Annotated in this window: 21 protein-coding genes; 11 read left to right on the plus strand and 10 right to left on the minus strand. The window is 42.9% G+C overall.

The features are described 5' to 3' along the window. Window positions 1-191: 191 nt before the first annotated feature. Genes AC1F2U_RS00150 through AC1F2U_RS00165 form a run of 4 tightly spaced genes read right to left on the minus strand, consistent with a single transcriptional unit; the run spans window position 192 to window position 2,026 of the window. Window positions 192-671 carry a VOC family protein gene (locus tag AC1F2U_RS00150; RefSeq protein ID WP_480259300.1) on the minus strand — a complete coding sequence of 160 codons (480 nt, stop codon included), beginning with the start codon at window positions 669-671 and terminating at the stop codon, window positions 192-194. Window positions 672-688: 17 nt separating this feature from the next. Further along, a complete protein-coding gene (locus tag AC1F2U_RS00155; RefSeq protein ID WP_480259301.1) occupies window positions 689-1,099 on the minus strand; it encodes a VOC family protein in 411 nt (136 codons plus the stop codon). Window positions 1,100-1,121: 22 nt separating this feature from the next. After that, window positions 1,122-1,565, minus strand: coding sequence for a YybH family protein (locus AC1F2U_RS00160; protein ID WP_334893915.1), 444 nt, complete (start codon window positions 1,563-1,565; stop codon window positions 1,122-1,124). A gap of 35 nt (window positions 1,566-1,600) precedes the next feature. Continuing rightward, window positions 1,601-2,026 carry a YciI family protein gene (locus AC1F2U_RS00165; protein ID WP_480259302.1) on the minus strand — a complete coding sequence of 142 codons (426 nt, stop codon included), beginning with the start codon at window positions 2,024-2,026 and terminating at the stop codon, window positions 1,601-1,603. 208 nt (window positions 2,027-2,234) lie between these two features. Between AC1F2U_RS00165 and AC1F2U_RS00170 the strand changes: the two genes are divergently transcribed. The 4 genes from AC1F2U_RS00170 (at window position 2,235) to AC1F2U_RS00185 (ending at window position 7,279) form a co-directional block, all read left to right on the plus strand. After that, complete coding sequence (locus AC1F2U_RS00170; protein WP_480259629.1) at window positions 2,235-3,395, plus strand: RNA polymerase sigma factor; 1,161 nt, start codon at window positions 2,235-2,237, stop codon at window positions 3,393-3,395. A 571-nt stretch (window positions 3,396-3,966) separates the two neighbouring features. Further along, window positions 3,967-4,407: a protein tyrosine phosphatase family protein gene (locus tag AC1F2U_RS00175; protein ID WP_292740392.1), complete on the plus strand. Its 441-nt coding sequence runs from the start codon at window positions 3,967-3,969 to the stop codon at window positions 4,405-4,407. Next, window positions 4,404-5,624: a chromate efflux transporter gene (chrA, locus tag AC1F2U_RS00180; RefSeq protein WP_480259303.1), complete on the plus strand. Its 1,221-nt coding sequence runs from the start codon at window positions 4,404-4,406 to the stop codon at window positions 5,622-5,624. The genes AC1F2U_RS00175 and chrA overlap by 4 nt, the downstream gene beginning before the upstream one ends. A gap of 437 nt (window positions 5,625-6,061) precedes the next feature. After that, window positions 6,062-7,279 (plus strand): glutathione S-transferase family protein, encoded by a 1,218-nt coding sequence (locus AC1F2U_RS00185; RefSeq protein WP_480259304.1) that lies wholly within the window; start codon window positions 6,062-6,064, stop codon window positions 7,277-7,279. A gap of 83 nt (window positions 7,280-7,362) precedes the next feature. On the opposite strand, the gene AC1F2U_RS00190 is transcribed toward AC1F2U_RS00185, so the two are convergent. The 5 genes from AC1F2U_RS00190 to AC1F2U_RS00210 all read right to left on the minus strand — a co-directional run bounded on the left by AC1F2U_RS00190 (window position 7,363) and on the right by AC1F2U_RS00210 (window position 13,670). Further along, window positions 7,363-8,670: a CO2 hydration protein gene (locus AC1F2U_RS00190; RefSeq protein ID WP_480259305.1), complete on the minus strand. Its 1,308-nt coding sequence runs from the start codon at window positions 8,668-8,670 to the stop codon at window positions 7,363-7,365. A gap of 134 nt (window positions 8,671-8,804) precedes the next feature. After that, entirely contained in the window at window positions 8,805-10,301 is a 1,497-nt protein-coding gene (locus AC1F2U_RS00195) for an NADH-quinone oxidoreductase subunit M (protein WP_480259306.1), read from the minus strand. A gap of 170 nt (window positions 10,302-10,471) precedes the next feature. Continuing rightward, on the minus strand, window positions 10,472-11,185 hold the full coding sequence (locus tag AC1F2U_RS00200; RefSeq protein ID WP_480259307.1) for a carbonic anhydrase: 714 nt from the start codon (window positions 11,183-11,185) through the stop codon (window positions 10,472-10,474). A gap of 51 nt (window positions 11,186-11,236) precedes the next feature. Next, complete coding sequence (locus tag AC1F2U_RS00205; RefSeq protein WP_480259308.1) at window positions 11,237-13,114, minus strand: NAD(P)H-quinone oxidoreductase subunit F; 1,878 nt, start codon at window positions 13,112-13,114, stop codon at window positions 11,237-11,239. A 370-nt stretch (window positions 13,115-13,484) separates the two neighbouring features. Further along, entirely contained in the window at window positions 13,485-13,670 is a 186-nt protein-coding gene (locus AC1F2U_RS00210) for a hypothetical protein (protein ID WP_480259309.1), read from the minus strand. A 380-nt stretch (window positions 13,671-14,050) separates the two neighbouring features. On the opposite strand from AC1F2U_RS00210, the gene AC1F2U_RS00215 reads away from it, so the two are divergent. The 7 genes from AC1F2U_RS00215 to AC1F2U_RS00245 all read left to right on the plus strand — a co-directional run bounded on the left by AC1F2U_RS00215 (window position 14,051) and on the right by AC1F2U_RS00245 (window position 20,355). Continuing rightward, window positions 14,051-14,290, plus strand: a complete 240-nt coding sequence (locus AC1F2U_RS00215) for a hypothetical protein (protein WP_094347747.1) — start codon at window positions 14,051-14,053, stop codon at window positions 14,288-14,290. Further along, a complete protein-coding gene (locus AC1F2U_RS00220; RefSeq protein WP_480259310.1) occupies window positions 14,287-14,745 on the plus strand; it encodes an HNH endonuclease in 459 nt (152 codons plus the stop codon). The genes AC1F2U_RS00215 and AC1F2U_RS00220 overlap by 4 nt, the downstream gene beginning before the upstream one ends. A gap of 156 nt (window positions 14,746-14,901) precedes the next feature. Continuing rightward, window positions 14,902-15,126 (plus strand): hypothetical protein, encoded by a 225-nt coding sequence (locus AC1F2U_RS00225; protein ID WP_480259311.1) that lies wholly within the window; start codon window positions 14,902-14,904, stop codon window positions 15,124-15,126. A 75-nt stretch (window positions 15,127-15,201) separates the two neighbouring features. Then, a complete protein-coding gene (locus tag AC1F2U_RS00230) occupies window positions 15,202-17,271 on the plus strand; it encodes a pentapeptide repeat-containing protein (RefSeq protein WP_480259312.1) in 2,070 nt (689 codons plus the stop codon). A 58-nt stretch (window positions 17,272-17,329) separates the two neighbouring features. Beyond that, window positions 17,330-18,871: an FAD-dependent monooxygenase family protein gene (locus AC1F2U_RS00235; RefSeq protein WP_480259313.1), complete on the plus strand. Its 1,542-nt coding sequence runs from the start codon at window positions 17,330-17,332 to the stop codon at window positions 18,869-18,871. A 29-nt stretch (window positions 18,872-18,900) separates the two neighbouring features. Beyond that, window positions 18,901-19,605: an actin-binding WH2 domain-containing protein gene (locus AC1F2U_RS00240; protein ID WP_480259314.1), complete on the plus strand. Its 705-nt coding sequence runs from the start codon at window positions 18,901-18,903 to the stop codon at window positions 19,603-19,605. A 42-nt stretch (window positions 19,606-19,647) separates the two neighbouring features. Then, window positions 19,648-20,355 carry an actin-binding WH2 domain-containing protein gene (locus tag AC1F2U_RS00245; protein ID WP_480259315.1) on the plus strand — a complete coding sequence of 236 codons (708 nt, stop codon included), beginning with the start codon at window positions 19,648-19,650 and terminating at the stop codon, window positions 20,353-20,355. Between the two features lie 225 nt (window positions 20,356-20,580). On the opposite strand, the gene AC1F2U_RS00250 is transcribed toward AC1F2U_RS00245, so the two are convergent. Then, window positions 20,581-21,003 (minus strand): lysozyme inhibitor LprI family protein, encoded by a 423-nt coding sequence (locus AC1F2U_RS00250; protein WP_480259316.1) that lies wholly within the window; start codon window positions 21,001-21,003, stop codon window positions 20,581-20,583. Window positions 21,004-21,450 lie beyond the last annotated feature (447 nt).

Consider the following 21,450-nt stretch of genomic DNA (forward strand, 5'->3'; position numbering starts at 1 on the left):
AGAGACTTTAAATTTTCCCCCTTCCCTACGAGGGAAGGGGGTTAGGGGGTTAGGTCAATCGTTAGCTTTTCCACATAACGTGAAAAGTCAGGAAGCAGGTAGGAGTATTTGCATTTGTGTATTACAGCTATTTACTTGAAAATAGCTGTAATTTGGAATTTTGCCTTGCAGTATTATTTAGATGTCTGCAATTAACCTTGATTTATTGCGCTTGGCTCCATGTAGATAATTTCCCAAATGTGGCCATCTAAGTCAGCAAATCCATGTCCATACATAAAACCGTGATCTTGCGGTTCATTGTAGGTTGTTCCACCAGCAGCGACAGCCTTGCGAATCATTTCATCAACTTGTTCTCGGCTCTCAGAAGATAAACACACAAGCACTTCTGTGCTTTTTGTGGCATCACAAATTTCTTTGGGAGTAAACGTCTTAAACTTCTCATAGGTCAAGAGCATGACGAAAATGTTTTCGGACACAATCATACAGGTGGCAGTTTCGTCAGTAAATTGAGGATTAAACTCAAAGCCGAGTTGAGTAAAGAACTCGATCGATTGATTGAGGTTTTTAACTGGCAGATTAACGAAAATTTGAGTACTCATGGGTTCTTCTTTTGAATTATTGCACAGTGAAAGATCGGCGAAGCGCTGAGGTTTTACAGGGAAGACGCCCATAAGCGCCTCCCCACAAGTCAAGAAGTTTTCTGGCAGTTGACCATCCAGGGAATGCCGAATCGATCGACCAACATACCAAAGCGGACAGACCAAAAGGTTTGATCGATTGGCATCTTCACTTTTCCGTTTTCTGCTAGGGTATGAAAAATGCGTTCTGCCTCCGCTGGCTCGTCAACGCTGATTTGCACGGAAAAGCCTTGGGGTGTTTCAAAATATCCAGGCGGACTGTCAGACCCCATCAAGAGGCGATCGCCCAGATCGAGGCAGACGTGCATGATTTTGTCATGCCATTCGGCAGGTATATGCTCGGCTGAGGGCGCATCTCCGTGGGTCATCATCATGACAATTTTGCCGCCAAGACAGTGTTCATAGAACTTGAACGCGGCTTCACAGTTGCCGTTGAACATGAGATAAGGATTGAGTTTCATGGCGTTGCCTCAGTAGATTAGCCTATGGGTTGAGCGTAAATACAGCTTGAGAAGTCTCTGGATCGAATGGAACCGAGAGATGTTCGTGTAATATCTGCCATTCGCCTTGATTTTTCTGGCAGACAGCGGTGACGCGCATCCAGGTCTGCATTGCCGGATGGTCTTGGCTTCCTGTGAAGCGAAATAGCCAATGTGCAACCGCTAAGTCTTCACTGGCGGTAATCTTCAGGTCTCGTGTTTCAATCTCAAAGGTGTCGGGGAAGTAAGGCAAACATTCTGACCACACTTGACGCCAAGCATCTTTTCCTTGGGTTTGGAAAGGAGGTTTAACATCGAAGACGATAACCTCGTTGGCATAGTGGGACATGATTTGCTCAACATCCTTGGCACAGATAGCGCGTTGTTGCTCGGCAATTAGTTGGCGAATCTGAACTTCATTAGTTGCGATCGCGCTTTTGGTTGTCATTGTCATCTCTCCTTTTAGGTTGAGGTTGAATGCAGTTACGAATTTTCTGGCAAGCCTGCAACTTCAATCACAGGTCGAATTTCAACGGTGCCGACGTGCGCGCCTGGAATCCGCGCGGCGATCGCGATCGCTTCGTCGAGATCCTGAGCATTAATTAGAAAAAAACCGCCTAATTGTTCGCGAGTTTCTGCAAACGGCCCGTCAGTTATTAATGGTTTGCCGTCGCGCACCCGAACGCTGGTTGCAGTGGCCACAGGGTGGAGTGGGGCGGTTGCGAGATACTGCCCCTTCGAGTTGAGTTGTTGTGCCAGTTGCGCGGATTCTAGATAACAATGTTCCCGTTCAGTTTGGCTCAGGGCATTTTCTTCCAGGTAAATCAGCAGCAAATATTTCATGGGGTTGTTTCCTTTATTTCCCTTTGCCAGTAAGTCGAACCGTGCTGACTCAAATCGACACTCCACCAAAAATTTTTATCGTTTAGTACGATCTGGGTATACCTCCCTTGTTTCCCTTTGTTATTAAGTCGAACGGTGCTAACTCAAATCGACACCTCGCCAAAAATTTTTTATGTCAGGTATAATCCCAAACGGAAAAACAGACGTAAAGCAAGCGATCGCCTCCCTTTATCAGGCTGAATGGGGGCGAATCGTCGCCATCCTCATCCGGTTGATGGGGGATTTCGATGTGGCTGAAGAAGCGGTACAGGAAGCCTTTATAGCCGCCGTGAATCAATGGCAGTCGAGCGGCGTGCCCGATCTCCCCCGTGCGTGGATCGTCAAAACAGCCCGATACAAAGCCATCGATCGCCTCCGACGGCGGACACGGCTGACGGAAAAATTGGAATGGTACGCCGCCTCCGGGTTAATCCCAACCCGCGAGGAGCCAACTTACGATACAGACGAAATTCCAGACGATCGACTGCGGCTGATCTTTACTTGCTGCCACCCAGCACTGGCGATCGAGGCGCAAGTAGCTTTGACGCTGCGGATGCTGGGCGGACTTGAAACAGATGAAATTGCGCGGGCGTTTCTCGTGCCCACGGCAACGATGGCGCAACGGCTGGTGCGTGCCAAACGCAAGATTCGGGATGCAGGTATTCCCTATAAAGTGCCGGACACAACCGATCTGTCTGTGCGGGTAGACGCAGTGCTGACGGCGATCTATTTGATTTTCAATGAGGGCTACGCGACGACTAGGGGCGAGACGATGATGAGGGCTGACCTCTGCACAGAAGCGATTCGGCTGAGTCGCCTCGTGAGGATGTTGATGGCACCGCAACCGCCCTCAGAAGTGACTGCACTCTTGGCGTTGATGTTGCTGCACGATTCCCGACGCGATGCCCGTCTGGATGAGGCAGGCGATCTGGTGTTGCTCGAAGATCAGGATCGTAGTCGCTGGAATCAACAACAGATTGCTGAAGCGCTACCGCTTGTTGAAGAGGCACTGCGGGGCGAGATTGGTTCGTTTGCAGTGCAAGCAGCGATCGCGGCACTACATTGTCAAGCAGCACAAGCAGAAGAAACGGACTGGTTACAAATTGTCCGCCTCTATGATTTGCTCGAACGCTTGCAGCCCTCGCCGATTGTCTCGCTGAATCGGGCGGTGGCAATCTCAATGATAGAGACTCCTCAGACAGCTCTCGAACTCATTGATGGGCTTGCTCCCCAACTTAATGACTATCATCTATTTCACGCCACCCGTGCCGAGATGCTGCGCCGCATCGGAGCCTCAGCGGCAGCCGCAGAGAGTTACGCGATCGCGCTCATGCTGGTTACAAATGATAGCGAACGCCGCTTTCTGGAGCGTCGGCGGCGCGAAGTTCAGCCCTAACGTCCAGCATCACCGGACACGCGAAGAATTATTGATTTTATTGACAAAAACGTTCTGCTTTTGCTGGCTATCCTCTACTGCAATGCGATCGCAGAGTGAAGATAGATACAAATCTAAAGACTTTATTAAATAGCTACCCAGGTAGAAAACGGGTAGTTCTCCGCTATCTTTAAGCAAGCGATTCAGGGATGATTAATTCTATAGAAAAGCGCTAGCACAAATTTTAGGCTGGCATTTAATAAACCGCATATAAATCAAAGCCCTGAACTTTTATCAGGGCTTTTTAAATTTAAGCCGAGCGATCGCAGCCTTTTGAGTCTGATTATTTCGTTGAAGCGATCGATTATTTATACAGTAGTGCTAAAAGACTGATAGCAATACTGGAAAAATTGATGCTGCGAGAAAACTGTGATTTTCATGTAATTCAAAAAATAGAAGCTGCTTTTCGTCAGTATTCTTTCCTCGGTCAAAGCATTTGCATTTTAGGCGAAAGCACCCTACAAAAATTGCTTTATAAATAGTCTACAGAATAAACTACGATAAAGCTATCGGAATAGTGCCTTTAAAAATTATGAGCAACACTAAAAAAGTTAGTGACGACTTGAGCGCTGCCGGACAACTAACTTCTGAAGAGTTAAAACAGGCAGCCCAAGAGGGATTTAAGTCAGTGCTGAACCTGCGTTCTCCCGATGAAGCAGGTTTTCTTAGTGACGAACAGCAGCAAGCTCAAGCGGCTGGACTACAATATGCCAATGTCCCATTAAAGCCTTCAGAAGCAAATCAAGAGCAAACAGAGTTAGCAATTCAGGAGATTGAGAACTTACCCAAACCAATTTTAATTCACTGTGCTGCTGGAGCAAGGGCTGGTGGTATTGCCTTGATCGCCAATGCGATTAGTGAAGGTCTGACTTATGAGGAAATTAGTCAGAAGGCTCAAGAGCTTGGTTTAAATTTAGAACAACCTCACCTGAAGCAATTCCTACTTGAAAAGTATATTGCCAAGCAAAAATGACTAACTCAGCACCAAGTCGTTTGGGCGAACTCGCCAACCTGTTTTTTAAACTGGGCGTCATCGGCTTTGGGGGGCCGGTTGCCCATATAGCCATGATTGAAGATGAAGTGGTTAAGCGGCGTCAGTGGTTGACAAGGGAGCATTTTCTAGATTTGCTGGGCGCAACTAACCTAATTCCTGGGCCAAATTCTACAGAAATGGCTATCCATATAGGATACATCTATGCAGGATGGCTGGGGCTGATTGTGTCAGGTGTCTGTTTTGTCTTACCTGCGGTTCTAATTACTGGCGGGTTTGCTTGGGTTTATGTTGCCTACGGTACTCTACCCCAAGTCGCTCCTTTGCTTTATGGCATTAAACCGGCTGTTTTAGCAATCATCATCAATGCTCTGTGGGGCTTGGCCAAAAAGGCTGTGAAAACTCGCCAATTGCTAGTAATTGCTTTCGCTGTGGCATTGCTGACATTGTTATTCAAATTAAATGAAGTAATTGCCCTATTAATTGGGGGATTGCTGGGGATGGTTTGGTTACATTCTGGCGATAAACACGACAAACCAGGAGATAAAGCTAACTTTCTGATTGCTAGTCTCAGCACAGGTGCGACTTTGAAAGCATCGGCTGTACTTGCGGCATCGGTAGCTACTGCATCTACTGTAGCCAATGTTTCCTTATGGCAATTGGGTTGGTTTTTTCTCAAAGTTGGTAGTGTCTTGTTTGGTGGTGGCTACCTTTTGGTGGCTTTTCTGCAAGGGGGATTAGTTCAAGAATATGGCTGGCTGACACAACAACAGTTATTAGATGCGATCGCAATTGGTCAATTTACCCCTGGGCCAGTACTTTCCACTGCTACGTTTATCGGTTATGTCATTGCTGGCATACCTGGCGCAATTGTTGCCACAATCGGAATTTTTCTACCTTCTTTTGTTTTCGTTGCTGCCCTGAATCCTCTAATTCCACGCTTACGAGCCTCTTCTTGGACTAGAGCATTTTTGGATGCTGTGAATGTTAGTGCTGTAGCCTTAATGGTTGTTACTACTCTGCAACTGGGAGCAGCGACTTTAACATTACCACAAGCCCCATTTGTAGATTTTCTCGGTTTAGCGATCGCGATCGTCTCAGCCATTCTAGCTATTCACTTTCGCATCAATGCTGCATGGCTAGTTTTTGGTAGCGCCTTTATTGGATGGGGTGCTTCACTCTTGGGCTACACTCGATGAAGTCGTAGGGGCGCAAAGCCTTGCGCTCCTACCGCGTCGTCTATTTACCTGAAAATAGCTGTAAGCTTTTTATCCTCTCGAATTGATAAAGATTTTTCTGATTTTGACAGCTTAAGTAAGTCAAAAAATAGATACATTAAATCTTGCTTTCAAACTACTTTCATGTGATAATCACCATTAACTACTGTAAATTTATAGATTTACAGTAGTTAATGGACAAGGTTCAAAAATTTAGCTTTTTATCTATTTAAAAATAGATGTAGGTTGGGTTGAGCAAAGCGAAACCCAACATTGATAGAGGTGTTGGGTTCCGTTCCTCAACCATCCTACAATTTTTTTGCAACAATGTAGCCTTGCTACGCCAGTATTTATATTTACTTTATAAATTAGCTCGGACTCATTTGTGGAAATAAACTTAACTTAAACCAAGGTGAAATATGTCAATTCAAGACACAGTATCTAGTTGGGAAAAACTGTTAGAAATTGCCCAACAAAATACCCCGGCTCGACGGGTGCGTAGACCAGGGCAATCTCCTTCTACTGCCCCCATTCCTAGCAGTCTTCATAAACTGCCACCAGATACAGAACCGCCAGTACTGCTCTACCGCGATACCAACTCTTGGTGTCCATTTTGCGAACGGGTTTGGTTTGCTCTTGAAGAAAAAGAAATTCCCTTTGCAACAGAGTTTATCGATTTGACTAATAAGCCTAAATGGTATACCGATATAGTTCCTACAACCCTTGTCCCAGCAGCGAAAATTGAGGACAAGTTAGTTTATGAATCCAAAGATATTCTGTTAGCCTTAGAAGAACGATTTGGGCCAACCTTGCTTCCTGAAGACCCAAAAGAAAACGCTGTTGCTAGGCAGTGGCTTGATGATGCTGAAACCAATGGTGTGAGAGATATCGCCTACCAATTTCTCAGACAACCCCCAGAAGATCCGAATGAATTAGCAAGTTTACAGGCAGCTTTTGAAGCGAAATTAGACGAGCTGGAGCAACTTCTCGGAAAGTATCCCGGCCCCTACTTTTTATCAACATTTAGCGTCGTAGATATTACTTATAGTCCCCATTTAGACAGATTGGCGGCTAACTTACCCGTTTATCGCGGATATCAACTCAAGGGAAATCCCCGCTATCCTCGGATCAACGCCTGGTTTGAAGCGCTCAAACAGCGTCCCGCTTATCACCGCGTCAAATCGGATGATATCACCAACAATTTACTTTTGCGTCGCCGATGGGGCGTGACTCCAATCGGCAATCCCTTACCTCTTGACTCAGCAGTTAGCCAAGAAATCCAATTTCGGGCGGAAGCGGCTGAGAGGTTGACTGATAACCGAGAAGTTGCTTTAGGAGATATTCTGAAAAACTCCGGGGTGCAAGCATTAGCAGTCAATGGCGACACCACAGCCGTTAAAGAGGCGGTTGATTTTCACCTCAGATTGCTGGCTGACTATCTCATCAATGGCAATGGTGCAGCATTACCGTGGGGTCGCGTGGGTGGTAAAGACAATGCCGATCCGACTGCGGCTGCGGTTGGTGCCATCACACTCGCCTATGTGAGAAATCGCATCTGTGCGCCACGGGACATGAGCGCTGGTGCTGCAACTGCATTCCGGGCAGCAGCTGATAAAGTGTTGGCATCTCTTTATTAGCGATCGCATTTCCAAGTCATTTGCAAAAAAATGTAGAGACGTAGCAGTGATACGTCTCTACAAAGGTTTTAGATGGAGATATTTTATCGATAATCTTGACTTTGAATGCTCCTTAAACGAGCAGCATCACGAATATCGTAGTCAGCACGAGTAAAGCGATTTAGCTGCATTTCAAAAAAGTCTCGATTAGCTTGTAAATGCTTGGGATTTTCGTCATCTAAAGGATATAAAAGTGCAGTTCGCAAAGCTTGAATTACCGCAGAAGTGACACAGTACATTGAGCGTTGAAAACTCACTCCTAACTGAATCAACATATCTTCTTCACCCCGGCAATGTTGGCTGTAGTAATCCACAAGATATGGTGGCAAAAAATGCAACATATCTTGCATTAATAATGTCGGGGGAATGCCAGCAGTACCCACTGGGAATACATCAGCGTAAAGAATGCCATAGTGAAAGTCCTTTTGGTCTTCCGGCACTTGACGCGCTTGAGCATTATAAGATTTTGTGCCTCGGAAGGGTGCAGTGCGGTAGAAAACTGCTTCTACATAAGGTAATGCAGCTTCATATAGCCACATGAAACCCTTGGATTTGGGGACAATTTCGTAGCATTCGCCACGAATATAAACGTGATGGTAAATGGGACGACCTGCGATCGCAAATATACCATTAACTAAGAAACTCATCGCCTCTGGGACGCTGCTAATGGTACCTTCATCATAGCGATCGGACATTTCAAAAAATACTGGGGCCATGACTTCCCAGAATAAGCCCAGGTTGGCGTAGTATGACATTTGGCGGCACTGTTCCAAAAACATATCGGGGAACAGCTTGTAAAGCCCCAGCATGACGGGGTTCCCTTGGAAGTAAGCTTTAATTGCTCTGTCGGCGTTGGCTTTGTATTCGTCTGAATCGAGGTAAGGGTCAAATTGTCCACCCATCCCTCTGTGCCACAACATCGCCCGCATACAAGCTTCTGCAAATTCCATGTTAATGCGATCGTGCAACAAGTGATGCAACAACTTCGGCATTTTAAAGGTTTCACCCTTTTCAATAAATGCCAAAAGTTCTGGATGTGCAGTAGCTTCGCCGCGCCAAATTCGTAAATCGGCATCGTCGCCGGCGTAATGATTATGCAGTTCTAAATACTCTTTGGGCAAGAAGTATTTAAAGAAGGGAAGCGGGTTTAAAAATTCGCGTTCGGCAATATAAAGTAGGTCACGCCAGTAAAAATCCATCGGCACAGCATAAGCTTTATATAAACCGATGATTTGCATCAAATTTTCTGGAGTATCGGGTAACATTGCACCGCCTGCTTCTAAGCGGTGGATTACTTCGGCAAATTCATGCGTTGAAGGGGGTAATTTAATTGCTGTTTTAATTGCTGTCATGATAATCGTAAATTGGTAGAGACGCGATTTATCGCGTCTGGGGGATAGGTTTTGAAACGCAATTTATCGCGTTTGGGGAGATAGATTTTGAGACGCGATTTATCGCCGTCTCTACAAGTGTTTTGATGTATTTTTTATTTCAGCGCTACTTCAGAGATTACGGTTTTTTCTAAGGGGGGAATTGCAGCCACCATTGTTGTAGTTGTGGATTCACTCCAACGCACTAACCAAGTGGGTTGTACTCCTAAAAAGATGATGAAAGCTGCCAAAATTAAAGCGGGGATTTTTTCAGGCCAAAGGACTTTGGGATAGTAGGCAAAGTTATCGAGTCTGCCAAAACAAGTGCGGTTGAGGAGGATGACAAAATAAACTGCGGTTAATCCACTAGCCACTACACACAAAATTGTCGGGATGGGAAAAGCAGAGAAACTACCTTGAAAGACGAGAAATTCGGCAATAAATCCTGTTAAACCGGGAATACCTGCGCTAGCCATCCCACTTAAAACTAATAAAGCGCTAATTAAGGGTATACCGCGTATAGGACTCATTAAACCATTGAGTTTATCTAACTCGCGGGTGCCAACTTTGGCTTCTACAACTCCCACCAAGTGAAAGAGAATCGCCAAAATGATACCGTGGCTGAACATTTGGGCGACTGCACCAACGAGTGCTAAGGGAGTACTAGCGGCACCAGCTAGCAAGATATAGCCCATGTGACCAACGGAACTGTATGCTACCATGCGCTTGATATCTTTTTGAGCGATCGCAATTACTGCCCCATAGATGGCGCTGATTGCTCCCCAAATTGCTAAAGTCGGTGCAATAATGCTCCAAGCATGAGGAAACATACCCAACCCAAATCGCAGCAATCCATAAGTTCCCAGCTTTGCTAACACGCCACCGAGAAGAATGGCAATTGGTGCTGAAGCCTCAACGTAAGCATCGGGTAGCCAAGTATGGAAGGGAATTAAGGGAATTTTAATCCCAAAACCTAATACTATTCCTGCTAGTAAAAGGATTTGCTTTGTTGTTGACAGATTTTCTGTAGAGACTGCATCAAAAGCAAAATTGGTAGAACCACTAAGCCATACCATACCCAAGAATGTCGCCAGAATTAAGGCTCCTGAAACAGCAGTATAAATCAGGAATTTCATCCCAGCATAACCCCGTTTTGCCCCTCCCCAAATAGAAATTAGCAAATAGAAGGGGATTAATTCTAGTTCGTAAAATAGGAAGAATAGCAGCAAATTCTCTGCTAAAAAAGCACCTGCAACTCCTCCACTAACTAATAAAATCATGGAGTAGAACAGCCGGGGGCGTTCAGTTTCTTGACTACTGCTGTAAATAGCAATCCAGGTAAGCAGGCTATTTAACACCAACATCAAGATAGAAAGCCCATCAACACCTATTTGATAGCTCAAGCCAAGGGTTTCGTTCCAGGGTAAATACTCTTTAAATTGCATTCCTGGATTGCTGATATCAAATTTTAGTAGGATAAACAGGTTCCAGAAGAGAACTATTCCGGAAAATATTAATGCTATTAAACGAATGCGATGCTTAGGTATACTTCCAGGTAATATTGCTATGATAATAGCAACGAAAATCGGGAGCCAAATCAAGACACTTAACATGGGAATTTTGTCCTTTGTTCTTTGTCATTTGTCTTTTGTCCTTTGTCCTTTGTCCTTTATGACTCAATACGCTTCAGTAGGATAATTTTTAGGCTTAACTGAACTGTATTTCTTGATGACTTACTTATTCTTAGCCAATGACTAATGACAAAGGACAAAGGACAAAAAAGCTAACTTACTACACTGATTCTTCCAGTATCTAAATCGTAATAACTACCGACTATTTTCAGTTTTTCTGCTTTGATTAACTCCGATAAAACTGTCGATGATTTCAATTTTTCAACTTGCGCCAAAATATTTGCTTTACAAGCATTTGCTAATTTATCTCCTGATTGATCTTTTGAGCTTTCTACACTTGGTTTAATTGCTTCAAGTAAAGTTCCAATTCGCCCTGGCACTTGAGCGCCTTTGATTGCAGCCTCTACCGCACCACATCTTTCATGTCCCATTACCATGATCACTTTAGTACCTAATACTAAGCTACCAAATTCTAAGCTACCAATTTGCTGTGTCGTGGCAATATTACCAGCTATCCGGCAGACAAATAAATCTCCAAGTCCTTGATCGAAGACAATCTCTGAAGGAACCCGTGAATCTGCACAACCGAGAATAGAAGCAAAGGGCTTTTGACCTTTGGCAATTTCGACTAAACGTGATTGAGTTTGGTTAGGATTGCGACGTTTTGCTTTAACAAACCTATCATTTCCATCTAATAACTCTTGCAGTGCCTTATCGGGTGTAATATCATCTGGTACTGATTTTGTTTCGGCTGCAAGTAAGTTTGAGCTAAGTCCGGCTGTCAATACACCTGTACCGATCGCACCTGCACCAAACTTCAATAAACCTCTTCTGGAAAGATTGATTTGGGGATGTTGTATGCTCATGAAATTCTCCTCACAATATTAAACTGTTAACTTTTAGTAGGATTGTTACTGCTATCCAATTGTCGAGATTTGAAAAACCATATTTAAAAATTGCATTCCCCAAAATGGCCAAGTTACCCACATTCCTAAAAGACTTACTCCTAGAAGAACAGTGAGTGCATAAAACTGGGTTTGCCCAGAGTTGCTATATTTAAGACCTTCGCCACCTAATAGCGAAAATAAACCAACGAAATTAACGATGCCATCGACTACAAAGCGGTCAATCATATCGGCAAGTTGGGAAATTTTGGCAACTCCAAAAATTATGGTCATTTTATAGAGTTTGGGGGTATAAAAATCGTATGCGATTAAGTCTTGTAAACCTTTCCAAGGCAGGCGAATCGGTTTGGGAATATTGCTGAAATAAATCACACCAGTGATACCGCAACCGAAAATACTTGACAAATTTAAAAGTAGTGCGACATCTTTATTTAGGCTTGCCCAATCTGGTAAAAGTGATAAATTTTGCAAGATGAAAGGAAGATGTAGATTAAAGCCAAGTAAAATCATTGTTGGCAAAATCATCGGCCAGTGAGCTTCAGGCGATCGCTGTGTCATTTGTGTAGCTTTACCGCCAAAAAGTAAAGCGAATTCTCTGGTCAAACTCACGGCTGTCAAAGCATTTACCGCGATTATTACTCCCACTAACCAAGGTTGAGTTTCCCACAGCTCATCTGCTAATTCCATCAGCGCCCAAAAGCTACCCAGTGGTGGAAAACCAATTAATCCCAAACTGCCTACAATAAAGGCGATTCCGGAAATCGGGCGACGCTTCCACAATCCACCCATTTGGGTTACGTCTTGGGTGATGCTATTCCAGATAATTCCGCCCGTACTCATTACCAATAGTGCTGCGGATATGGCGTGGGTGAGGACTAATAATAGCGCCGCTTCGTCTTGTTGCACTCCCACCGCGATGAATACTAAACCCATGTATGCGCTGACAGAATAGGATTGACAGCGTTTCATATCGATTTGAGCGATCGCAATTAAAGAAGCACCCACGGCTGTCACCGCACCAATGGCAACCATCGCCGAGGAAGCTATGGGCGAGATGGTTAACACTGGTTGCAATTTAATCAGCACCCATGCACCACTAGCTACTACTACCGAGTTCCGCAAAATGGTACTGGGAACCGGGCCTTCCATCGCTTCATCTAGCCATAAATGCAGGGGAAATTGGGCACATTTACCCATCGGCCCAGCAATTAAAGCTAAACTTACCAATGCCATAGTTGTCGGGTTGACGTTAGCAGTAGCCGCCCACTCAGCTAATTCTGTATAATTCCAAGTTCCAGCTAAAGGCCATAATGCCAACACGCCCATCAGCAAGAATAAGTCTCCCACCCGCTTGGTTAAAAACGCATCTCTTGCACCTGAAACTACCAATGGCTGGCTAAACCATAAGCCAACTAGTAGATAGGTTCCCAGCGTCAGTACTTCCAGAATTACATAGCTGAAGAACAAGTTATTACACAAAGCAAGGGCACATAATCCCGCTTCAAATAATCCCAATAATGAATAGAAGCGTCCCCAACCCCAATCCATTTCCATGTAACCGATCGCATAAATTTGCGCCAGCAAATTCAAGCCAGTAATCACAACCAAAGCACCGACACTGACTGAGGATATATCCAAAGCAATGGTTAAGTCTAAACCAGCTGTAGATAACCAAGGAATAAATACTTCTTGGGCTGGATAATTCCAAGTTGCTTGTAAGGCGATCGCACTATGTACAAACGCCAAAAATGTCATTACCAAATTTACGTAACCTGCCGGTCTTGGCCCTGTTTTCCGAATGATCCCTGGCGACCAAGGGACAGCTAACAAGCCACCTATTAAGGCATAGCACGGAACTAGCCAAACAGTCTCTAGTAGAAACTGAGCCATCTAACTCACCTCTATAATTGTCATTAAAAATTTGTGGTTTTGAGTCAACTGGCGTTGATCCCTGTTAACCCAGCGACGATCTACGACGGACTACGCCTACGCAGAACATACAAATTTATGTTTATTTAATTTTGTTAAAAACAGCTTACCGTTATATCTGTCAAAAGGGAATTAGTTAATTAAATAAATTTAGGATAATAACTCTAATTATTTCTTATATAATCAACTATTTCAACAAGAAATAATAGGTATTTATTCTTATCTATGTATCGAATGAGGGATGAATCAATAGTTATCATTAGTTTTATCAATTCATATAAATGACAAGAGACGCGATTGATTGCGTCTCTACAAATCGACTAAATGTGATTTATATTTGGGTGATTTTGTCAACCTGCCAGTGAGAGATAGTAATGGCAGGTGGTGAATTAACTTGGCTGATGGGGGCGGGTTTCATATCTCGGTAGTCCAGGAGTTGGACTACGATGAGGTAGGCGATCGCTAAAATCACCGAAATCGCACCTGTAAGAATGGCAATTATTTTCGAGCGTTCCATCAGTATTCCCTGTAATGCAAGTTATTGTGCAGTGTCTATATCCACATAATAGACTTGGCTATAGTTTCTGGGTGTGAGCGAACCGCAGTTTAGCAGATAAAATATTAACAAGCTGAAAGTGACATTGAGCGATCGCTATGACAACGAAACAAGCTATCTTTGACGCTATTGAACAAAGCGAACGCTATTACCAAGAAGCCACAGAAGCTTACCAATATGCGTAGACGCATTCGCAAAGCGTCTCCAAGAGTTGCGGCTTGTCGTCAGACATCGCTGAAAATGGGCAAATTTATACAACAGACTTATGTTCTTGACGAAACGATTACTTTCTCGCTGTTAAAATACCACCAGTCCGCTAAATTAAACGAGACATACAGCTTATGATTACTCAAATGATGGTTCAACCTTCATTCTGGGTAGATTCTGGAATCAAACTCAGTAAAGTTAGGGACATATATTTGTTTAAATTTACTGAAGAATTACAGTCTCGACTCGAAGAATTGTCTGAGAAAAAGAAAGCTGGATTGCTAACAAGCGAGGAAGATGCTGAATTGGCAGGCATCTTGGAACTTGATAGAATTTTTACCTTGCTTAATGCCAAAATCATTTCTCAATCATGACAGTTAATGATTCCACCAAAAAATTAGTCAGACAAAGAGCGAAATTTCTTTGTGAATACTGTCATTCTTCAGAAGAAGCAAGTGCTGCTTTATTTTCTATTGACCATATTACACCGCAGTCTCTTAAAGGTTCGGATGACCCTGATAATTTGGCATTAGCTTGTCAGCGTTGCAATGGATATCGCTACAATTTCACCACTGGAATTGATCCAGATACAGGACAGATGCTACCTCTATTTAATCCACGCCAGCAAAAGTGGTCTGACCACTTTATTTGGTCAGCAGATGGTCTAACAATTATTGGCATTACTTCTGTAGGACGAGCTACAAGTAATCGTTTAGACCTCAATGATGAACGTCATAATGAAGGCTCTATTGTCAAAGCTCGTCGTCTTTGGATCAAAGGTGGTTGGCATCCACCTGATGAAGACGCGCAACAAGTAAAAAAGTATTGATCGCTAAAATAACAGAAATCGCACCTGTAAACTGTTATAGAATTTTTAGCCGCCAATTCATCCCGCATTATTTATGCAACGCCGAGCATTTTAGTTATGTAGAGAATCTCATAGTAGAACAGTGGTAATCAGTGGCTGTAGTTCAGCATTGAACCTTTGAAGCTCAACGTTGACCTTCTGAGGCTCGACGTTGACCTTCCGAGGCTCGACGTTGACCTTCCGAGGCTCAACGTTGGCCTTCTGAGGCTCGACGTTGACCTTTCGAGGCTCAACGTTGACCTTCTGAGGCTCGACGTTGACCTTTTGAGGCTCAACGATGACCTTCTGAGCCTCGAAGTTGCGCCTTTTATCCTCGAAGTTGCACCTTTTAGCCTCAACTAACAAATATATCTAACCATTGCTGAATATACAGGGGTAAGGGTGTAGTAAAATTTGCTCACCTCTGTAAAGTGGAACATGGCTTTAGACTTCTCCGGTCAAAATCTCCGAGGACGCAACTTCAAAGGTAGACAAGACCTTGCGGGTGCAAACTTTAGCTATGCCGACATCCGAGGGGCAAACTTCACTAACGCCAACCTGACAGGTGTAAACTTCAGTTATGCACAAGCTGGATTGCAACAAACTTGGAAAATAACTTACATAGCCCTTTTCTCGTTGCTGTTTTTATTACTATCAGGATTTTTCTTATATTTAATTGATTATTTTGTGCCATTAATATTTAAAGCCTCCAGTTTAGAAAAGCAGATTGCAAGCTGCACTACTTTAATCCTATTGATTGCCTTCTTTTTAAGTACGATTTTTCAAGGAGTAGGATCTGGTTTAGAAGCCTTCGCTTTCGCTTTTACCGGAGCTGTAGGCGTGGCTGCCTCTGTCAAAGGCGGAACCGTAGCTGCTTTTACTGGAGCGGCAGTTGGAGGCTTAAGTGTAGCAGTAGTTGTAATCGTAGCCGTAGCCTTCGCTGGAGCCGTAGCTGCTTTTACCGAAACTGTAGCCGCAACCGGAGCAATAGCCATAATTGTAACCTTGTCCTCAGCAGTGGCTGTATCCTTTGCCAAACCTACTTCTGGCAAAATCATAGCAGTAATCGTAATCATAAGTGGAGCCTTAGCTTTAGCCTTTGCCGTAGCCTTATTTAGCATTTACATCGGTTGGCGAGCAATGAAAGGAGACGAAAAATACGCTTTGATTCGCAATATCGCTGTTCGCTTTGCTGCAATAGAAGGTACAAATTTTTGTGGCGCTAACTTGACTAATGCTGATTTCACTGCTGCGACGCTTAAAAGTACAGATTTCCGAAACACTATACTTACTAATACCTGTTGGCATCAAGCCAAAATGCTTGACCGTGTTCGTCCTGGTTTAACTTACCTTCAAGACTCACAAGTACGTCAACTGCTGGTTACAGGACAAGGACAAGACAAAAATTTTGACCGTCAAAACCTGCAAGGTGTGAACTTACAAAAAGCTAACTTAGCAGATACTAGTTTTATCGGCGCTGATCTTAGTGAAGCCAATTTGCAAGATGCCGATTTGTCAAGAGCAAAGCTCAAGCAAACCCAACTAGACGGCACAGATTTAACAGGTGCAACCCTGACCGGAGCCTTCATTGAAGATTGGGGCATTACAAATACAACTAAATTGCATGGGGTGAGGTGTGAATATATCTTCATGCGCTTACCAACCAAAGAAGACCCCGACCCCCTCCGCAAACCTGATAATAAACGAGAGGTATTTGCAGACGGGGATTTTGCCGACTTTATCAAGCCAATTTTTGACACCCTCGATCTTTACCACAATCAGGGCGTTGACCCCCGTGCTGTTGCCATAGCCTTCAAAAACCTTGCCGAAAAACATCCCGAAGCCGAGTTAGAAATCGTGGCAATGGAGAAACGCGGCGATGATAAAATCTTGCTCAGAGCCAAAACCGCCGCAGGTAGCGATAAATCTCAACTGAGTGCAGAATATTTTGATGACTATAATCAACTCAAAGCTTTATCGCAGAGTCAGCAATTATTGCTGGTAGAAAAAGATCAGCGCATTATTAGTTTAGAAAATATGGTAGATACTGCTCTCAAGCAGCCGAAATTTTATACTCAAGGAGATACAAATATGTCTGATATCAGTGGCATCAATATTGAAGGCAGCAGTAATGTTAGCGGTATCGCAGGCAATAATTCTATTGCTAATCTAGGAACCATTAGCGGTAACGTGAGTATTGCCCTCAATCAGTTACCTGATGCAACCGATGCCGAGAAACCAGGAATCAAAGAATTATTGTCGCAGTTGCAAGATGCGATCGTCCAATCCACATATTTGTCAGAAGAAGACAAAGCCGAAGCGCTAGAACAGGTGAACGCTTTGGCAGAAGCGGGTAAAAATCCTCAAGAATCCACCAAGCAAAAGACGGCGAAAACTGCAATCACCATGTTGAAAGGGATATTTACAGGCTTACCTGCTGTTGCTTCTCTGGTTGAATCGACTAATAAATTATTGCCTGCGATCGCAAAACTATTTGGTTTGGGATAAAGGCGTTGTTCCAGCAAAGATACGATCGATACTAGTAACTCTGCTGGAATTAAACCCGATGTCTTTAACTGAAGAAATTCTTTCCCAATTACCCGGCGATGTTTTAGGAGGATTGCGCCAAGGCGATCGCATCCTCGCATCTCTGCGAGAAAACACCGCACCAGTGCCAACGCTAGTTAAAGAAAGTCAACAGTCTTTAGGCGATATCGACTTCGATGTAATTATCTGCGGTGGCACTTTGGGCATTTTAATTGGTTGCGCCTTGGCGGTGAAGGGACTGCGGGTAGCATTGCTGGAACGGGGAATTCTGCGGGGGAGGGAACAAGAGTGGAATATTTCTCGCAAAGAATTAGATGTATTTGTGGAATTAAACTTGCTGACTGAGGAAGAATTAGCAAGTGCGATCGCCACTCAATATAACCCAGCGCGAGTAAGTTTTGCTGGCGGTACAGAAGTTTGGGTAGAGGATGTCTTGAATATCGGCGTAGATCCAGTTTATCTACTTGCTACTTTGAAAACCCGATTTCTCGCCGCCGGGGGAAAGTTATTAGAAAACACACCCTTTACCGAAGCAGTGGTTCATCCCGATGGGGTGATGGTAAATAACCAATTCAAAACTCGCTTATTAATCGATGCGATGGGACATTTTTCACCCATCAGCCAACAAGCACGCCAAGGCAAAAAACCAGACGCGCTGTGTTTGGTGGTGGGAAGTTGCGCTCAAGGTTTTCCAGATAATAACTCAGGCGATTTATTATTATCATTTACATCTTTGCAGAATCAATGTCAGTACTTCTGGGAAGCTTTCCCAGCTAGGGATGGCAGAACCACTTACTTATTTACTTACATGGATGCAGAACCTCAACGTTTGAGTTTAGAAGCTTTATTTGAGGAATATCTGCGTCTTTTACCAGAATATCAGGGAGTGGAATTGAGCAAGCTGAAATTTCAACGGGCACTATTTGGTTTCTTTCCCACCTATCGCCAAAGTCCGCTAAAAACTCCTTGGAGTCGCATTCTACCAGCAGGAGATAGCAGTGGTAATCAATCTCCCTTGAGTTTTGGTGGTTTTGGGGCAATGGTGCGCCACCTGAAGCGTTTAACTTATGGCATTTCCGAAGCGCTGGAAACAGAACAATTATCTGCAAAAGCGCTAACACTGCTGCAACCTTATCAGCCAAGTTTGACTGTCACCTGGTTGTTTCAAAGGGCGATGAGTGTTGGTGTAAATCAGAAAATTGCCCCAGATCAAATTAACCAATTACTCTCAGCAGTATTTCAAGAAATGCAACAGTTGGGTACACCAGTGCTAAAACCATTTTTACAAGATATAGTGCAGTTTTCGGCACTAACGCAAACACTGTTAAAAACTGGTTTATATCATCCTGGAATAGTTGCCAAGATAATTCCGCAAGTAGGTTTGGCAAGTTTGTTAGATTGGATGTTACATTACAGTAATTTAGGTGTATACACTGCCTTGCTTTTGCTAAGTCCGATGCTAGAAACATGGATTAAGAATCAAGCAAATGAACAACAATATTATTGGCATCGTTTGATTGATGCTTGGAAGTATGGTTCTGGCGGTGATTACTTAGATTAAACTTAGAATTTTATCGGTGTGAGGATAATATGATAGAACGGAAATCATCAGGAATAAAATACTTTGCAGTGCTGATTGGATTCTTGCGCGATCGCCAAGGATTTCTAGAGGAAATTCGCCAAGGTACGAGATTACCAAATAAAATCATTTCGCTCTTGGTTTGCAGTTCCTTATTTATTGCTGCTTATGGTGCAATTATTGGTGCATACCATAGTTGGATGCAAGCTATATCTTCCGCCATTAAACTTCCAGCCCTTTATTTAATCACACTTTTGATTTGTATCCCGACGTTGTTCTTTGCTAACATTATTTTTGGTTCAAAGCGGACTTTTGCCCAGCATTTAGCATTAGTATTAACTGCGGTTTCAGTCACGAGCGTACTTTTATTTAGCTTTGCTCCAATCACACTCTTTTTCTTAATTACCACTAATAATTACCAATTTCTAATTCTGTTAAACGTCTTTATCTTTGCTATCACTGGATTTATTGGTGTTTCGTCTTTATACCAAGCCACAAGTTTAGTTTTAGAACAAGATAATGAAGGTAGTAAAACCCGCCAGAAAATTTTACAATTTTGGCTATTTCTTTACGCCTTCGTAGGCAGTCAGTTAGGATGGACTCTCAGACCGTTTTTTGGCACACCTGGTTCTGTGTTTGAACTATTCCGCGAAAGAGAAGGTAATTTCTATTTAAGCGTGATTAAATCTCTTAGCTATCTCTTTGGATTCCGTTAATTAGTCGTTAGTAATTCCATAAAATATACAAACTAAAGAAATATGCTGAAAAAGCAAAATCGCGGAATTCAACAATTTGGAGTTTTAGTTAATTTACTGCGCGATCGCCAGTCATTCTTAGAAGAAATTCGTCTGGGAATCAGATTACAAAATAAAATCACTTCTCTATTCGTATCTAGTTCCATTTTCTTTGCCCTTTATGGAGGAATTATTGGTGCATCTCACAGTTGGGCCCAGGCATTATCGGGTGCTATTAAGCTTCCGGTATTCTATTTAATTACACTGATTATTTGTTTCCCGACGTTATTCTTCTTTAATGTTTTGTTTGGTTCTCGGAGCAGTGTTTTACAGCATTTCGTTGTATTACTCACATCTGTGTCAGTCATTAGCGTACTTTTATTTAGCTTGGCACCCGTTACGCTATTTTTTCTAATAACTACACCCGATTCTTATCAATTTTTTAAACTGCTGAATGTGTTCATTTTTGGCATTACAGGCGTATTTGGCGTGAAGTTCCTGTATGAAGGAATGCAGTTACTTTCTCAACAAGATGAAGTTGGTAAAAAAACCCGCACCACTATTTTAAGATCCTGGTTATTGCTTTACGCCTTTGTTGGTATGCAGTTAGGATGGTTTCTCAGACCGTTTTTTGGTGCCCCTGACTCTAAATTTGAGTTATTTCGGGCGGTGAAAGGAAACTTTTATTTAGATATTGTAGCGGCGATTTCCGAAATTTTAGGTTTGCGTTAATCTCAGAAAAAGATAAATACTCTAGTTACCAGTGACAACTAGTAGTTAAAAACTTTCCTCGTTCCCAGGCTAATGCATTCATTAAGTCTCTGACTCAATAGATTTCTTGCACAAATGCAAATTTCAAAGTCCCTCTCCCAAGCGTGGGAGAGGGATTTAGGGTGAGGGCTTTAAATTCATGCAACAAGTCTAATCTCTAAAAGCTTCTTCTTGCCTGCTTTCAGCTTAAGGGTCAGTTTTCAGATATTCTTGTAATTGTTGGGTACGCAGTTTTGTAGTATCTTCCAAACAACCAAAATAAATGGTAGAGGCAATACTTCCGCCCTCATATCTGCTTCTTTCAAACTCACAATTTGTATCTCGAAACTTTATCCATGCAAGTTGGGCAGCAATCAATTTTTGTTTTCTAGGTCTTTCTAATGAAGATATCAATTGTTGATAAACCTGATTCAGTTTTTTATCTGCATTCTGATAAGACAACTTCGTACATTCATTAATTGCTGCTTGAGTTTGAGGATTATTGCAGTTGAGCTTTTGAACTAAGCGCATCTCAGATAAATCAGGCGTTGTGCCTGCTATTGTCATGGCGAGGGGATTTAAACTGCTGAGAGTTAGTATACTGGACAAAACTAGTAATAATTGACGCATAGCAAAATCTTTGTTATTAAATATAGAAATTCGATCTTTTTGGTGGTCTCGAACTCAGAATCAGAGTAGAAAGTGGTATGCTCCACGAAGAAGTGTCATGGTTTGTGCGAAGCTTTCCCTATTCTGCCTACCAGTAAACTCCAGTGATGGAGTTTTGGTTAAAAGAAGAAGACAGCAATTGCATGGAATCGAAAGAGAATAAGCGATCGCTAGTATATATACTTATTGCATCATCCAGAACAAGGGATGAAATTTTTATTTAAGCAAATAAAATATATTTTTTTGTTAGAAGTATGATATCTGTGTCGAAAATATTTTTATTATACGCCAAATATCGATAAAACTCTTGCATTGATCGTTAAAATAACTGTATTCTTTATATTGTTGAAAATTGTTTTTCACAAAAGCAATAACAAAGCACAATTTCAGCACATCGCAAAAAACATT

This window comes from Nostoc sp. LEGE 12454 (assembly GCF_056620565.1).

Excerpts from the sequence above, each read along its gene's own strand:
- AC1F2U_RS00150 (WP_480259300.1), bottom strand. The coding sequence starts at position 671 with ATGGGCGTCTTCCCTGTAAAACCTCAGCGCTTCGCCGATCTTTCACTG.
- AC1F2U_RS00155 (WP_480259301.1), bottom strand. The coding sequence starts at position 1,099 with ATGAAACTCAATCCTTATCTCATGTTCAACGGCAACTGTGAAGCCGCG.
- AC1F2U_RS00160 (WP_334893915.1), bottom strand. The coding sequence starts at position 1,565 with ATGACAACCAAAAGCGCGATCGCAACTAATGAAGTTCAGATTCGCCAA.
- AC1F2U_RS00170 (WP_480259629.1), top strand. The coding sequence starts at position 2,235 with ATGGGGGATTTCGATGTGGCTGAAGAAGCGGTACAGGAAGCCTTTATA.
- AC1F2U_RS00175 (WP_292740392.1), top strand. The coding sequence starts at position 3,967 with ATGAGCAACACTAAAAAAGTTAGTGACGACTTGAGCGCTGCCGGACAA.
- chrA (WP_480259303.1), top strand. The coding sequence starts at position 4,404 with ATGACTAACTCAGCACCAAGTCGTTTGGGCGAACTCGCCAACCTGTTT.
- AC1F2U_RS00185 (WP_480259304.1), top strand. The coding sequence starts at position 6,062 with ATGTCAATTCAAGACACAGTATCTAGTTGGGAAAAACTGTTAGAAATT.
- AC1F2U_RS00190 (WP_480259305.1), bottom strand. The coding sequence starts at position 8,670 with ATGACAGCAATTAAAACAGCAATTAAATTACCCCCTTCAACGCATGAA.
- AC1F2U_RS00195 (WP_480259306.1), bottom strand. The coding sequence starts at position 10,301 with ATGTTAAGTGTCTTGATTTGGCTCCCGATTTTCGTTGCTATTATCATA.
- AC1F2U_RS00200 (WP_480259307.1), bottom strand. The coding sequence starts at position 11,185 with ATGAGCATACAACATCCCCAAATCAATCTTTCCAGAAGAGGTTTATTG.
- AC1F2U_RS00205 (WP_480259308.1), bottom strand. The coding sequence starts at position 13,114 with ATGGCTCAGTTTCTACTAGAGACTGTTTGGCTAGTTCCGTGCTATGCC.
- AC1F2U_RS00210 (WP_480259309.1), bottom strand. The coding sequence starts at position 13,670 with ATGGAACGCTCGAAAATAATTGCCATTCTTACAGGTGCGATTTCGGTG.
- AC1F2U_RS00215 (WP_094347747.1), top strand. The coding sequence starts at position 14,051 with ATGATTACTCAAATGATGGTTCAACCTTCATTCTGGGTAGATTCTGGA.
- AC1F2U_RS00220 (WP_480259310.1), top strand. The coding sequence starts at position 14,287 with ATGACAGTTAATGATTCCACCAAAAAATTAGTCAGACAAAGAGCGAAA.
- AC1F2U_RS00230 (WP_480259312.1), top strand. The coding sequence starts at position 15,202 with ATGGCTTTAGACTTCTCCGGTCAAAATCTCCGAGGACGCAACTTCAAA.
- AC1F2U_RS00235 (WP_480259313.1), top strand. The coding sequence starts at position 17,330 with ATGTCTTTAACTGAAGAAATTCTTTCCCAATTACCCGGCGATGTTTTA.
- AC1F2U_RS00240 (WP_480259314.1), top strand. The coding sequence starts at position 18,901 with ATGATAGAACGGAAATCATCAGGAATAAAATACTTTGCAGTGCTGATT.
- AC1F2U_RS00245 (WP_480259315.1), top strand. The coding sequence starts at position 19,648 with ATGCTGAAAAAGCAAAATCGCGGAATTCAACAATTTGGAGTTTTAGTT.
- AC1F2U_RS00250 (WP_480259316.1), bottom strand. The coding sequence starts at position 21,003 with ATGCGTCAATTATTACTAGTTTTGTCCAGTATACTAACTCTCAGCAGT.